10 protein-coding genes and 1 pseudogene are annotated in these 14,705 nt (G+C 57.7%); 8 read left to right on the plus strand and 3 right to left on the minus strand.

Annotation, left to right across the window (positions count from 1 at the left end; all coding sequences use genetic code 11):
- The first annotated feature begins 213 nt into the window (after positions 1-213).
- The 6 genes and pseudogenes from OKC28_RS19935 to OKC28_RS19960 all read left to right on the plus strand — a co-directional run bounded on the left by OKC28_RS19935 (position 214) and on the right by OKC28_RS19960 (position 7,315).
- A pseudogene (locus OKC28_RS19935) lies at positions 214-1,411 on the plus strand (IS3 family transposase).
- A 488-nt stretch (positions 1,412-1,899) separates the two neighbouring features.
- Positions 1,900-2,166: a DUF4212 domain-containing protein gene (locus OKC28_RS19940; protein WP_021140227.1), complete on the plus strand. Its 267-nt coding sequence runs from the start codon at positions 1,900-1,902 to the stop codon at positions 2,164-2,166.
- Between the two features lie 8 nt (positions 2,167-2,174).
- Positions 2,175-3,890, plus strand: a complete 1,716-nt coding sequence (locus OKC28_RS19945) for a sodium:solute symporter family protein (RefSeq protein WP_021140228.1) — start codon at positions 2,175-2,177, stop codon at positions 3,888-3,890.
- A 44-nt stretch (positions 3,891-3,934) separates the two neighbouring features.
- Positions 3,935-5,761, plus strand: a complete 1,827-nt coding sequence (locus tag OKC28_RS19950) for a DUF294 nucleotidyltransferase-like domain-containing protein (protein ID WP_021140229.1) — start codon at positions 3,935-3,937, stop codon at positions 5,759-5,761.
- A gap of 2 nt (positions 5,762-5,763) precedes the next feature.
- Positions 5,764-6,405 carry a 3'-5' exonuclease gene (locus OKC28_RS19955; protein ID WP_021140230.1) on the plus strand — a complete coding sequence of 214 codons (642 nt, stop codon included), beginning with the start codon at positions 5,764-5,766 and terminating at the stop codon, positions 6,403-6,405.
- Between the two features lie 103 nt (positions 6,406-6,508).
- On the plus strand, positions 6,509-7,315 hold the full coding sequence (locus OKC28_RS19960) for a crotonase/enoyl-CoA hydratase family protein (protein ID WP_021140231.1): 807 nt from the start codon (positions 6,509-6,511) through the stop codon (positions 7,313-7,315).
- Between the two features lie 79 nt (positions 7,316-7,394).
- Here the strand turns inward: OKC28_RS19960 and OKC28_RS19965 are convergent, their stop codons facing one another.
- Positions 7,395-8,894 (minus strand): alanine/glycine:cation symporter family protein, encoded by a 1,500-nt coding sequence (locus tag OKC28_RS19965; protein ID WP_021140232.1) that lies wholly within the window; start codon positions 8,892-8,894, stop codon positions 7,395-7,397.
- 300 nt (positions 8,895-9,194) lie between these two features.
- Between OKC28_RS19965 and OKC28_RS19970 the strand changes: the two genes are divergently transcribed.
- Both OKC28_RS19970 and OKC28_RS19975 read left to right on the plus strand, forming a co-directional pair.
- Positions 9,195-9,632, plus strand: coding sequence for a GNAT family N-acetyltransferase (locus tag OKC28_RS19970; RefSeq protein WP_021140233.1), 438 nt, complete (start codon positions 9,195-9,197; stop codon positions 9,630-9,632).
- A gap of 18 nt (positions 9,633-9,650) precedes the next feature.
- Positions 9,651-10,466 carry a zinc-dependent peptidase gene (locus OKC28_RS19975; RefSeq protein ID WP_034524108.1) on the plus strand — a complete coding sequence of 272 codons (816 nt, stop codon included), beginning with the start codon at positions 9,651-9,653 and terminating at the stop codon, positions 10,464-10,466.
- An 81-nt stretch (positions 10,467-10,547) separates the two neighbouring features.
- On the opposite strand, the gene OKC28_RS19980 is transcribed toward OKC28_RS19975, so the two are convergent.
- Positions 10,548-11,144, minus strand: a complete 597-nt coding sequence (locus OKC28_RS19980; protein ID WP_005315399.1) for an acetate uptake transporter — start codon at positions 11,142-11,144, stop codon at positions 10,548-10,550.
- 657 nt (positions 11,145-11,801) lie between these two features.
- Positions 11,802-14,693 (minus strand): DUF748 domain-containing protein, encoded by a 2,892-nt coding sequence (locus OKC28_RS19985; protein ID WP_270691007.1) that lies wholly within the window; start codon positions 14,691-14,693, stop codon positions 11,802-11,804.
- Positions 14,694-14,705 lie beyond the last annotated feature (12 nt).

The following is a 14,705-nucleotide window of genomic DNA, read 5'->3' on the forward strand; positions in this document are numbered from 1 at the left end:
TCATGATGAACCCTGTTCCATGGCTCCAGATGACAAACATGATCTCATATCAGGGACTTGTTCGCACCTTCCCTAGGCGTTCGGCATTATTACACTCACACCAGGGTTTGATGTGGCTGGCAATCAGCAGGGCCTTGTTGGTTACTGTAGTGGTCTAATCATCCCGGACACCATTTTAGGTGGTACAGTCGCCACCATGACCTGAGGTGTTCAATGACAAGATTACGTCGCTCATTTACTGCTGAATTCAAACTTGAAGCCGCATCCCTGGTGCTCGACCAGGGATATTTTGTCACCGAAGCCAGCCGTTCACTGGATGTCGGTGAAACCGTACTGCGCCGCTGGGTTCAGCAACTTCAATCCGAACGAACCGGCACTATCCCTATCAGCAAAGCACTGACTCCGGAGCAGCAGAAAATTCAGGAACTGGAAGCCCGTATCAACCGGCTCGAGCGCGAAAAGGACATTCTAAAAAAGCTACGGCTCTCTTGATGGCGGACGAGTTCACACGTACGCGCTGATAGACCGATTAAGGGAGCAAGCCCCTATCACCCTGGTCTGCTGCGCTTTCGATGTTCCCACTTCCTGTTTTTACGATTATCTGGCTCGCAGGCGAGCGATTAACCGTGAGCGCATGCAACAGCGCAGCGAGTTGCGTCGTTTGTTTAAAGAGAGCCGGGGTTCGGCAGGCAGCCGTGCCTTGATGTCGATGATGCGGGAGTTGGGGTATCAGATTGGTCGATTCAAAGTACGTAACCTGATGAAGGAAGCCGGGTTGGCATCCAAACAGCCGGGCACACATCGTTATAAGGTTGCACGGTCTGAACGACCGGATAATCCGAATCTGCTGGCCCGCGAATTTGATGTTCCGCAACCCAATCAAGTGTGGTGTGGCGATATCACCTACGTCTGGGCAGGTACTCGTTGGCATTACCTGGCTGTGGTTCTTGACCTCCATACTCGCCGAGTCGTGGGCTGGGCAATGTCTGACAAGCCTGATGCAGAGCTGGCAATCAAAGCACTGGAGATGGCCTATCAGCAGCGGGGTTGCCCCTCTGGTGTGCTGTTCCACTCTGACCAGGGCAGCCAATATGGCAGCAGGGCATTTCGGCAACGACTGTGGCGCTATCGTATGACCCAGAGCATGAGTCGTCGTGGTAACTGCTGGGATAACGCCCCGATGGAGCGGTTGTTCAGAAGCCTGAAGTCAGAGTGGCTCCCGGCAACGGGATACATGAGCCTGCGGGAAGCAACGCGGGATATCAGTTATTAACTGATGGATTACTACAACTGGCGGCGTCCACATCAACACAATGACGGGATGCCGCCAGCAAAAGCCGAGACTCGGCCTAACCAAGTGTCCGGATTTAGTTGGCCACTACAGGGAGACAGTAGATGGAATCGCCACTAGGTGAACTAGAAGAATTTATCGAGATATTGGATCTAACACCCCAGGAGGAGGAAAGATTCGAGCGTATTCTTGAAAGACTTCGCGATGGAGTCGCTGCGTTAAAACGCTGAAGGATCCGGATTGGCCCGCCACTGAGCGGGCTTTTCTATGCCTGTAAACTGGGGGGGGGGGCTTGGGGCAATTTGGGCAAAACGAGAGGGAAAATACGGGAAAATGGGGGAATATAGACCCTAAGACACGTTGTGAAAAATCAGAGGAATCACAGGCTTGGCGGGCCTTACAGGCGGTTTCAGCTCATACGATGATGTTATTAAAGTAAGTGTCCCGGTTGGTCTGTCAAATGGCGCAGCTCGCTCTGGGCGTTCACGGCTTTCACTCGTTTCCGAATGGGCCTTTTTCGTCAGTTTAAGACTAAAGTCGTGATTTCGTGGAAGAAAAGTACTGCTAGATTGATTGCGAAACATTTCATTAACAAAGGGAGTTGGGAAATGGCATTCGAAAGCGACGAGAAGGCAAAAGCCTACTGGAGGGAGAATGTTTCCCTGATGCTGAAATTGCTGGTGGTCTGGTTCTCTGTCTCTTATGGCGCGGGGATCATTTTTGCCGACTGGCTCAACCAGTTCCAGTTTTTTGGTTTCAAGCTGGGGTTCTGGTTCGCCCAGCAAGGGGCCATCTATGTGTTTGTCCTGTTGATCTTTGTTTACGTTCACCAGATGAACAAACTGGATCGCAAATACGATGTGCATGAAGGGTGAGGTCTGATATGGATTTGCAAACACTGACGTATGTAGTCGTTGGCCTGACCTTTGCCCTTTACATCGGCATCGCGATCTGGGCCCGGGCAGGGTCAACCAAGGAGTTTTACGTGGCTGGGGGCGGGGTACACCCAGTCGCCAACGGCATGGCCACCGCGGCCGACTGGATGTCTGCCGCCTCTTTTATTTCCATGGCGGGTCTTATCTCCTTTATGGGATATGACGGCGCCGTCTATCTGTTGGGCTGGACGGGTGGCTATGTGCTGTTGGCACTGTGCCTGGCCCCCTACCTGCGCAAGTTTGGCAAATTTACCGTGCCCGACTTTATCGGGGATCGTTACTACTCCCAGACGGCGCGTACGGTTGCCGTCATCTGTGCCATCCTGGTTTCGTTCACCTATGTGGCGGGCCAGATGCGCGGGGTCGGGGTGGTCTTCTCCCGTTTTCTCGAGGTGGATATCACCACAGGGGTCGTTATCGGCATGGCGGTGGTGTTCTTCTATGCGGTGCTAGGCGGTATGAAAGGGATCACCTACACCCAGGTTGCCCAGTACTGCGTGCTGATCTTTGCCTACATGGTGCCCGCCTTTTTTGTCTCCATCATGATGACGGGTCATGTCCTGCCCCAGACCGGGTTTGGTGCCACCCTGCTCAGCGAGCCCAATGTCTATCTGCTGGACAAGCTGGATCAAATTTCGGTGGATCTGGGTTTTGCAGCCTACACAGAGGGAGTGAAATCCAAAATCGACGTGATTGCCATCACGTGCGCCCTGATGGTGGGGACTGCGGGTCTGCCCCATGTGATAGTGCGTTTCTTCACAGTGCCGAAAGTGCGTGATGCGCGCATCTCTGCCGGTTGGGCATTGCTGTTCATCTCCTTCCTCTATACCACGGCGCCTGCGGTTGCCAGCTTTGCGCGGGTCAACATGGTGGATACCATCAATGGCAGCGATGGCAAGGGCACCGAATACGCCCAGGCTCCCCAGTGGATAAAGAACTGGGAGAAGACAGGCCTTATCGCTCACGATGACAAGAACGGCGACGGTCGCATGTTCTACTCAAATGATGATCGCAATGAGATGAAAGTTGACCGGGACATCATAGTGCTGGCCAACCCCGAAATCGCCAACTTGCCCAACTGGGTGATCGCCCTGGTGGCCGCCGGTGGCATTGCTGCGGCGCTCTCTACGGCGGCGGGTCTGCTGCTGGTGATCTCGACGTCTATTTCCCACGACTTGCTCAAGCGCAACCTGATGCCCAACATCAGTGACAAGATGGAGCTGCGTTATGCTCGCGGCGCGGCGGCAGTGGCGATTCTGGTGGCAGGCTATCTTGGCATCAACCCGCCCGGCTTCGTGGCGGAGGTGGTCGCCTTTGCCTTCGGATTGGCGGCGGCCAGCTTCTTCCCGGCCATCATAATGGGGATCTTCTACAAGAAGATGAACAAGGAGGGCGCCATTTCCGGCATGCTGGCGGGTATGGTGTTCACTGTGGGTTATATCATCTACTTCAAAGGGATCTTCATCACGCCGATGGCGGCCAACGTGCCGGAAAACTGGCTGTTTGGCATCTCGCCGGAAGGGATTGGCAGCGTGGGTATGGTGATCAACTTCGTGGTGGCATTTGTGGTGAGCCGTTTTACGGCGACGGTTCCCCTGGAAGTACAGGAGATAGTAGAGAGCATCCGCTTCCCGAAAGGGGCGGGCGAGGCTCACGACCATTAATCCAGTGAAGAAGGGAGGGGCTTGCCCCTCCCGAGGAGCAACTGATGGATGTGGCTGATGTAACCCGATTTCTGGCACAGACCACCCCGTTTAGCCAACAGGGCACTGCCCTGCAAACCGAGCTGGCTCACGCCATCTCGGTTTATTATTTTCGTGCCGGTGAACAGGTCAATGCAGGGGATGGACGCTTGCTCATCGTCCGCACAGGCCTGTTCACCCGCATGGGTGCCCAGCAGCAGTTGCTGGAAAAATTACAGGAGGGGGACTTTTATGGTTACCAGCCCTTGCCGTCTGGCGAGCGGTTGACCTGTGAAGAGGACGGCCTGGTCTACTGGTTGGCGGCAGAGCCTTTTGCTAGAGCGCGCCAGCATTACCCCGAGTTGGACCATTTCTTCCGACATCTTGCCGCCCGCACCTTGCACCAGCACTCCCTGCCCGATGAAGGATATTTTACCCTCAAGGTGGGTGATTTGGTGCGTCCTCACAAGATAGTCATCGCCCCCGATCAGACGGTGCAACAGGCAGCGCAGTTGATGAGCGAACGGCGGGTCTCCTCCTTGCTGGTGGAACGAGACGGTATCCTGCTTGGCATCATTACCGACAGAGACTTGCGCAGCCGGATCCTGGCCCATGGCTTGCCTGCCTCCACGCTCATCGCGGAGGCGATGACCCAACAGCCGAAAACCATAGAGCGGGATGCCTATCTGTTCGAGGCGCTCCAGCAGATGGGACAGTGGCGGGTCCACCATCTGCCGGTGCTGAGCCAGGGGCGGGTGGATGGCATGATCACGGTCACTGATCTGGTGCGAGCCCAGCAGGAACACCCTGTCTATCTGATGACCGATATCCACCGTCAGCCGGATCTGGCTCACCTCATCGAGGCCAGTGAACAGACGCTGAAGCTGGCCCATATACTGGGACGTCAGGGCGTACCGGCCCATGAAGCCAGCCACATACTGGCCACAGTGGCCGATGGTTTGACCCAGCGCTTGATTGAGCTGGCGCTGGCCGAGCTCGGTCCTGCCCCTTGTTCGTTCAGCTGGCTGGTGTTTGGCTCCTTTGCCCGCCGGGATCAAGGGCTCAATGCAGATCAAGACAACGGTCTGCTGCTGGCAGCCCCTCCGGTGGGAGAGGTAGGGCGGTATTTTGCCGCCTTGGCTCGCTATGTCTGCGATGGTCTGGCCCGCTGTGGTTTGCCTTACTGCAGCGGCAATATCATGGCGACCAATCCGGATCTCTGTCTTGATCAGGCCGGTTGGCTGGCCCGTTTCCACGGCTGGATCCACACCCCGACGCCACAGGCGCTGCTCAATGCCACTGTCTTTTTTGACCTGAGGATGGTGGCGGGCAGCGGCGAGTTGTTCGAAGGGCTGCATCGACAGATGCTGGCCGAGGCCCGTGCGCAGCCGCTGTTTTTGCTGCACCTGGCCCAGAGCGCGCTGGAGAGAACTGCGCCCCTTGGGCTGTTTCGCCATTTTATCCTCGAGCGGGATGGTCAGCAGCAAAAGGGGCTGGATCTCAAAGTGCGCGGAATAAGCGTTATCACCGACCTGGTGCGGGTCTATGCCCTGGCCAGCGGGGTCGCTGAGGTCAATACGCGCCAACGTTTGCAGCGACTGGTGCAGGAGGGGGGAATGGATAGCACCCAAAGCCGCAATTTGTGTGACGCCTTCGACTTGCTGGCCCAATTGCGCTGGGAGCATCACCTTGCCTGTCAGGATAAAATGGCAACAGAGGGGGAGGGGCAGGTTTCCAATCACCTGGACCCTGCCACCCTCTCGGGGCTACAGCGTCATCAGCTCAAGGATTGCTTCATGGTGATCAACGAAGGGCAATCCTTGCTCAAATACCGTTTCTGCCGGGGGCTCTGAAAATGGGGGGCTGGTTTGATACCTCCCTTACCCTGGCAAGGCGCTGGCTGAATCTTGAGCAGGGGAACAGAGGGTTAGCGCTGGCAGCCCAGCCCTGTCTTGCCATCGATTTGGAGCTGACCGGGCTCGATCCCCGTCGAGATCACATCGTCAGCATGGGGTGGGTGCCCATTGTGGGGCGCGAGATCCTTTTGGCTGACGCTCGCTATCTGTTGGTGCGTCCGCCGATCAGTGTCGGCCAGAGTGCCATTTACCACGGGGTACACGATAGGGATCTGGCCGAGGCCAGCGCGCTGGAAGAGGCATTGCTGGCACTGCAGCAGGCTGCCGAAGGCGCCGTGCTGGTGGCCCATCACAGCGCGATCGAGCGCGCCTTTCTCGACCGTGCATGTCATCAGGTGCTGGGCAAGCGGGCGCCCTGGCGTTTTATCGATACCTTGCGCCTGGAACTGCATCAAATAAGGCAAAGGGGTGGGGAGCCCAATGATGATGGCCTCACCCTGGCACGTTGTCTAGCTCGTCACCGCTTGCCCCCTTGCCCCCAGCATCATGCGCTGGAAGATGCGTATGGCTGCGCCTTGCTGCTGCTGGCTCAAACTCGCCCCGATACCCCTCTGGCTCATCTGCTCTCCCTCTCGCGCTAATGCGGCGCTTAACAGTTCCGCAACCTGCCTCTTGTCTCGGGATCGGGGGATGGTTATGCTCGGTGGTATGACCAGTAAAGGCGCCAGGAGAGGGCAAGGGGAAATGGAAAAACCAAGGGTCAAGTGCGAGATCCGGGACGGTATCGCCGAGGTGATGTTGGCGCGGGGGGACAAGCTCAATGCGCTGGATAGAAGCATGTTTGGCGCCATCGATCAGACGCTCGCCGAGTTGCAGCAACACAAGGGACTGCGGGCCGTGATCTTGTATGGGGAAGGGCGTGCCTTCTGCGCCGGGCTGGATGTAAAATCCATGCTCAAGCAGCCGGTGGCGGCCCTGGACATCCTCAAGCGCGAGGCGGATGAGGCGACCAATCTGGCTCAGCGGGTCGCCTATGGCTGGCACCAGCTGCCGGTGCCTGTGATTGCCGTGACCCAGGGGGTTTGCTTTGGCGGTGGCTTGCAGATTGCCCTCGGCGCCGACTTTCGGTTCAGCACCCCGGATTGTCGCTTCTCCGTGATGGAGATCAAGTGGGGCATCATTCCCGACATGAGTGGCAGTGTTACCCTGCGTAACCTGATGGGGGTGGATACCGCCATGGAGCTTGCCATGAGCGGGCGCGAGTGTGATGCGCTGGAGGCCAAGTCCCTCGGGTTGGTGAGCCGGGTATGTGAGGATCCGCTGACCGAGGCGCGGGAGTTTGCCCGTACCCTCATCACCAAGTCGCCGGATGCGCTGGCGGGGATCAAGCAGCTCTACCAGCAGGCCTGGGCTCGCAGTGATGAGGTGATGCTCAAAGAAGAGACCCGTTTGCAAAAGCAGATCCTGGGCCGGCCCAATCAGTGGCGCGCCACCTTCAACAGCCTGTTTCGCTGGCGCTTGCCGTTCGGGCCGAGGCGCAACGCCCTCTGAAGTGGTAAAGGGAAGCGGTAAAGGATACAGCAAAAGAAAATGGCAGCCGAGGCTGCCATTTTTCGTTGTGTCGTTGCACTTATTTGATGACGGTATCCGGATCTGCCTCGAAGGCATGACCGGTTTTTTCGCGCATCAGGTTGACCTCGGCGCGGTTGTCGATCCAGTAGTCGGCGTTCTTGATACCGAGTTTTTCCGGGTGGAATACTGGGTCGACCCCTTGTGCCAGCTGTGCTTCATAGTCCTTCAGGCAGACGAAGGCGGTTTTTTGCAGCAGCAGGATGGCGACTATGTTGAGCCAGGCCATCAGACCGACCCCTATGTCCCCCAGACCCCAGGCGAGATCCGCCGTCTTGACGGTGCCGTAGACGGTCGCCGCCATCAGGGCAATCTTCAGCAAGAAGGTGAGCCAGGGGCGGTTGATCTTGCGGTTGATGAAGGCGATGTTGGTTTCGGCGATGTAGTAGTAGGCCACTATGGTGGTAAACGCGAAGAAGAACAGCGCGATAGCAACAAAGTAGTTACCAAAGCCGGGCATCATGCTCTCCATGGCGGTCTGCACATAGCCAGGGCCTGCAGCAATGCCGGCGATACCTGTGTAAATGGCTGCGCCATCCGGTCCTTGCACGTTGTAAAGGCCGGTGATAAGCAGCATGAAGCCGGTGGCGGAGCAGACAAACAGGGTGTCGATGTAGACGGAGAACGCCTGCACCAGACCCTGTTTGGCCGGGTGGCTCACAGCGGCGGCAGAGGAGGCGTGGGGGCCGGTTCCCTGGGCTGCTTCGTTGGAGTAAACCCCGCGTTTCACGCCCCACATGATGGCCAGGCCCAGAATGGCACCAAAGCCTGCGTCCAGACCAAAGGCGCTTTTCCAGATCAGCAAGATGATGCCTGGCAACTGGCCAATATTGAGGGCGATGATGACGCAGGCCACTATGATGTAGCCGAGCGCCATGAAGGGCACTACGGTACTGGCAAAGCTGGCGATCCGCTTCACGCCACCGAAGATGATAAAGCCCAGCAGCAGAGCCAGCACGGCCGCGGTCACGTTGGGACTAAGACCGAAGGCGGTGTTGAGGCTGGAGCCGATGGAGTTGGCTTGTACCCCCGGCAGCAGCACGCCGCAGGCGAAGATGGTGGCGATGGCAAAGATCCAGGCGTACCAGGTCATGCCTAGTCCTTTCTCGATATAAAAGGCCGGGCCACCGCGGTACTCACCGTTGATCTTCTCCTTGTAGACCTGACCCAGGGTAGACTCCACGAAGGCAGAGCTGGCACCGAGGAAGGCCACCATCCACATCCAGAACAGGGCGCCCGGGCCACCGAAGGTGATGGCAGTGGCGACGCCGGCTATGTTACCGGTACCGACCCGGCCCGCCAATGTCATGGAAAGTGCCTGGAAGGAAGAGACCCCCGCTTCGTTGGCTTTGCCTTTGAACATCAGGCGTACCATGCCTTTCAGGTGACGCAGTTGTAAAAAACGGCTGCGCAGGGAGAAGTAGAGGCCTACCCCCAGGCACAGATAGATGAGCGCAGGGCTCCAAATCACACCATTGATAGCATTGACGATTTCATTCATGTACAACAACTCCTTTGTTGTGCTGTCTTGGCGAGGTCTTTGCCTCGCTCCCTTAAAATGGTGAGTGACCAAGGGGGTCACTCAATCTTGAGCGGGACTTTCAACTACCAAGTCCGTGGGTTTTAACATATCGGTTTGTTCAAGGGCTTCCCAGCGAAATATGTTGTCATGTTGTTAATTTGTGAGTTGGCGTTAACAAATGGTCCTTTTGGTCGGGATGTGCTGGCATCCCCGCCATGATCTCCTCTCTCGTCTACCTGGATTGGTGATAACAGAGACACAGCAAATTTGAGGCCAAGGATGAAAATAGAAAACCATCTCAATGTGATCCGCCTCGCCGGGCAGGGGGATGCGGTCGCCATGGCCCGCCTGTTCGGGCAGCTTGGCTATCCCGCCAGCCCGGTCGAGGTGGCTGAACGCTGGTTGCAGCCAGCCTCTGATCGTGAGGTGCTGCTCGCCTGTCACGAGGTCGAGGCAGTGGGAGTGCTGGTGTGGCATCGCCTGCTGCCCTTGCATGTTGCACCAGACTGGGGCCTGATCTCGGCGCTGGTCGTCGATGAAGGTGCAAGAGGCGCTGGTGTGGGGGCTGCCTTGCTGGCGACGGCAGAAGCTCGCGCCCTGGCGCAAGGTTGCAGCCAGCTGGAATTGTCCAGCAGTCTCAAACGGCAATATGCCCATCGTTTCTACCTGTCTCAGGGTTACCTCGAGCGTCCGAAGCGGTTCGTAAAAGTATTTTGATTGGCAAGAGGAGTCTGCGTGTTCTGGTCCCGGTTATGGAGTCTGTTTGGTGGTATGTCCCGACAGGAAGAGAGCGCCCCACGAGCGCTGGAGTGGCTGCAGGCCCTGGCTGTGGTACCCATCTTGCAGGGATTTTCCAAAGACGATCAGCTGCGGCTGATTGCTCTGGCGCAGCAATTTCTGGCCCGTAAGACCCTGACCCAACTCGGGGTCGAGCTGACTTCCCGCCAGCAGGCGGTATTGGCTTTGCAGGCGGTGCTGCCCATTTTGCATCTTGGTCTCGACTGGTATCGTGGTTTTCACGAAATCATATTGATCCCGGAACCCGTGGTCCGTCGTCAGGAGGTACAGGATGAATTCGGTCTGGTGAGCGAGTGGGAAGAAGAGAACGCTGGGGAGTCCTGGCCTCAGGGGCCGCTGGTGCTGGCCTGGAGCGAGTTGCAGCAGGACGGGGATTGGGATGGCTTCAACCTGGTTATCCACGAATTGGCTCATAAACTCGACATGCTGGGGGGGGATGCCGACGGTGCGCCGCCGCTGCCAAGTGGCATGGATACACGCCAGTGGACCCTGGCTCTGCAGGAGGCGTTTGATGCCATGAATGCCCAGCTGGCGCGCGACGAGGTAACCGCTATCGATCCCTATGCTGCCGAGCATCCGGCCGAGTTTTTTGCCGTGTGCTGCGAGAGCTTCTTTACCGATCCGTTGCGCTTGCGGCAGGTCTATCCCGCTGTATACCGGCAACTAAGCCAGTTCTTCAGCCAGGATCCCGCCCTGCGTTTTCCGGCGACCCGTTTGTTGGCGGGAGAGGGGCAAACGGGGTCACTTGTCTGATAACCGATCTGCAGATTGCTCATTCGAAATAGCAAAAAGGCACCCGAAGGTGCCTTTTTCACAATCTGAATGGCTTACCTATCAGGCAGCAGCTTTCAGCTGTACTGCAGCGGCTTTCTTGTGATCGCCAATCGGCAGCACAGTGCGGCCAAACTGTTCGTTGATCACGGTAGCCATGGCCAGGTAGATGGCGCTGGCGCCACAGATGATGCCTTCGAAACCAGCGATGGTGCCGATCAGGGTGCTGCCGGTGAAATCACGGGCGGCCAGCAGGAAGAACAGCACTGTCAGGGAGGCGAATACGAACTGCTTCACACGGGGGAAGTTGACGGTGCCGACCAGCATGAAGAGAGTGAACATGCCCCACATCAGCAGATACCAGCCCATGTAAGCGTGGGGAGTGGCTTCGGCCAGACCCATGGTTGGCATCACCAGCAGGAACACCAGGCTCCACCAGAAGGTGCCGTAGGAGATGAAGGCGGTGACACCGAAGGTGTTGCCACGCTTGAACTCCATGATACCGGCGATGATCTGGGCCAGACCGCCATAGCACAGGCCCATGGCCAGGATCATGGCGCTGATGGGGAAGAAACCTGCGTTATGGATGTTCAGCAGAATGGTGGTCATACCGAAACCCATCAGACCCAGAGGGGCAGGGTTGGCCAATTTTTCGCTCACGTGGTGTTCTCCAAAAATAGAGGTGGGGGTTGATAAAAGACGCGCGATTTTAGGCAGGCAACGGGTCCCTCGCAAGAGGGGAGTACAAAAAATGGTAAAAAAACTACACGAAATTTTATCCACGTCATTATTCGTGTCATTCAGGTAGATAACAGGTGAATGAATAGCGGTGGCACGGTTGATTTTTTGTGTGAGCCACGCCGGATATGAAAATGAATAACAGATAGCAGCAGTGCCTTCGCCCCCTTGTTTTCGAGCCTGTTTCGTGGAACTGGGCTCTTGTCTGTTGCAGCCAGATGCCTGGCATTTGTCAGAGGCAAAAATCACCATATATGCCATCAAACAAAAAGAGGGAGTCACCGCTTGAAGCGCAGGAGACACTTGCCCATATCCAGAGGAAAAACGGTCGAGCAGGGGCGCTCACATTGGACGCATTATGTGGATAACGGGATAACGGGATAACGGGATAACGGGTCGCCAGAGGAAGGCAGAGCACAGTCGTAAAAGGCGTCGGGAGTGAGGGTGGATATACCCTCTCAATGATGAGTCGTTAGTGGCTATGACCTCAAGGGGGAAGTGGACGCCTGGCGGCACGAACAATCAAGGAGAGCGCTGAGGTGAAAACGCCGGGGAGCCGTTTCTGCTCCCCGGCAGCGGTCAGTTATCCAGTGTCAGAACGACCTTGGCTTCCTTGTCCGCCTCCTTTACCTGGCTGTCGAGTACGAACAGCCGTTCCGGCGCAATCCCCTGGGTATCCACCAGATACTCCTTGGTGTTCTGGGCACGGCGCATTGCCAGATTGCGCAGGGACTTGGCGGTGATCAGCTGTTGATCCCGCAGCAGGATCACCGCCTGGCTTCGCAGGGCCGGGCTCGACTCATCCAGTTTCAACCGGTCGGCCAGGTCCCCCAGCTCTTCGTTGAAGCGCGCCTCATAGGCTTCGGCCAGCGCGGCTTGGAGTATGGGGTCCTGCTCCAGCAGATTGAGGTCAACCGGCATGCCCGTGATCTTGGTCAATACTCGCTCCAGCTTCTGGCGCTGCAAAATGGGGCGCTCTTCGTTGAAGTTGACCTTGCCGCGAATATTCATGCTGATCTTGGGTCTCTCCTTGAGCGCTTGCGCCAGCTTGGTCAGCCTGATCTGCTGGGTTGGAGTGAGAGCAGGCTCACCCAGCAGGAAGGGCAGCTCATCCAGATCCTCAGTGCCTCCGGTCAACGACGCCAGCAGAGAGAAGGGGGACGTAATGGCCTTTCTGAGGGTATTGCCCAGTACATCCCAGAAGATATTGCCGAGGCTGAAATCTGGCTGATCCAGATTGCCTTTTACCTTCAGGTTCATCTGGATGACGCCGTTGGCATCGCTGAGCAGGGCGATGGCCAGCCCCAGCGGCATGTCCTTGGCCTGCTCGCTCTTGATCTTCTCTCCCAGTTGCAGCTTCTTGATGGTGATGTCGTTATCCCCCTCCAGCCGATTGCCCTGCAGCTTGTAGTTCAGCTTCATGGAGAGCTGTCCCTTGTCGATGGCATATCCGGCGTAGGTACTGGAGTAGGGGGTAAAAGTGGTGAGTTCCAGGTTGCTGAAGGTGACCGCCACGTCCAGCACGGGCTGCTCGATCAGCAGATTGGTGTTGCCGCGAATGGTCACGGGGGCATAGCGGTCAACCTTGCCGTTGAAGGCGAGATCCGAACGTTGGCCGGGAATATTGCTGATATGGCGGCTCTGGCCGCTGAGGGAGGCAATGTCCACCACGAATTCCGGGCTCAGGCTGCGATCGGCAAAGCGCAGGTTGCCCTGTTCGGTACGGACCTGATCGATGGTAATGCGGGGGACGGGCCCGTTGGCGGGCTCTGTGCTGACGGCTTGTGACAGCACCAGTTGCTGGAGGTTGGTGATCCCGTCTTCGTTGATCTCGATGCGGGCGAAGGGTTTGCGCAGCAGTATGTCGCCAATCTTCACCTGCTGGCTGATGCCGTCATAGTGCAACCCGCTCAGCTCCAGACGATCTATCTGCAGCAGGCGTTGATTGTCGGCCCGATCAAGCACGAACAACTGGTCTATGTCGAGCCCCCCTGTGACCTCGAGTGTGCTCAGCGCCCCCTCGGCGTTGGTGGTCAAGGCCAGTTTGGTACGGCTGGCAAGCTGGCCGTCGCGCACCGTGATACGCAGCAGATCCTGCAGGTAGGGTTGGGCCCATTTGAGGGGCAGCCCCTGCTGCTTGAACTCGCCCTTGAGGGTGAAAGGGGCCAGGGTGAGGTCGCCGTCAAATCCGAGGGAGCTCTGGGTGTTGAGGGTGGCATTGAGGTTGAGCGGGCTGGGCTGATCAGACTGACTGCCAAGGGGACCCAGCGAGAGGTTCAGTCCGGAGATCTCGCGCAGCAGCGGCTTGCCACTGCTCGACTCGGTCAGCTTGAACTCCCCCTGGCTGATGCGCGTCTCCTTGAGCGACCAGCGCCAGGGGTTACCCGGAGCCGGCTTTTTGCCCGAGGGTTTATCCGCAGGCTGGGGAACAAGCAGTGCTGTCAGGTCCAGCTGCTGCGAGGCATCGAGGGTCGCCGTGACCGCCGGGGCCTTGAGTGCGATCTTGTCGATCCTGACCGACTGCTTGTTGCCATTCAGGGCTATGCCTGCCAATGCCAGCTGTTTGAAGCGGGCAAACTCGGCGCCCTTGTTCTGCTTGAGTTGCCAGTCGCTCAAAGTCAGCTTGCCCTTTGACAACTGCCAATCCAGTCCATGCTTGCCCTGACTGAGCTGGTAGTTCAGTTCGGCGCTGGCCTCGCCCTTGACCAGATTGACCTTGAGGTAGGGGGCCCAGAGCGGCGCGAAGGGCGAGAGCGCAAGCTTGCCGAGACTGAGCTGGCCCTTGCCTGCCCCCGTCATGATATCGAGCTGGCCGCTCGCCTTGAGCGGGCTCTGTTTGTTGAGCCGGGCGGTCAACTGGAAGTGGTTGGTATTTTTCGCCGCAGTGGAGAAATCCGGCAGTTGCAGATCGAGCCCGCTCAGGGTGAGCGGGGGCATCCAGCCCGCACTGTTTTTCTTGCGACTGTCCTGGTAGCTGATTTGACCCTGTACAGCGGCCAGTTTGGCTATCTGTACCAGAAGGGGCTCGCTGCTGGTCGTGACGGGCGTCTGTGAGGGCGTCAGCACGCTGGCCAGGGCATCGGTCAGATTGAAACGTACCTCACCTTTGCTGTCGGCCCGACGGATGAGATTCACCATCGGCTTGGTGAGGGTGGCGTCACTCAGAATAATGGCCTTCTGCCGCCAGCTCTGGCCAAGCTCGGGGACAAGCTGCAACTGCTCGAAGGCGATGATGGGTTGCTGTTTTTCATCGAGCAACGCCGAGGGACCGATGGCAAGGGAGGGATGGCGCAGGCTGACATGGATCTCCCCCAGCGTCAGGTTCAGAGCATAGTGTTTGGCCAGCCAGGCGGGCAGGTGGCGCTGGGTGAGGGTCGGCGCTTGCCATAACAGGACCAACAGGGAGATGAGCAGTGCGGCGAAGAGATAAAGGGTATAGCGCAGCAGGCGGACACGCAGGGGTTTGGGCATGAAGGTCTCCAA

The organism is Aeromonas sp. D3 (assembly GCF_027705025.1).
GTDB classification, from domain to species: domain Bacteria; phylum Pseudomonadota; class Gammaproteobacteria; order Enterobacterales; family Aeromonadaceae; genus Aeromonas; species Aeromonas salmonicida.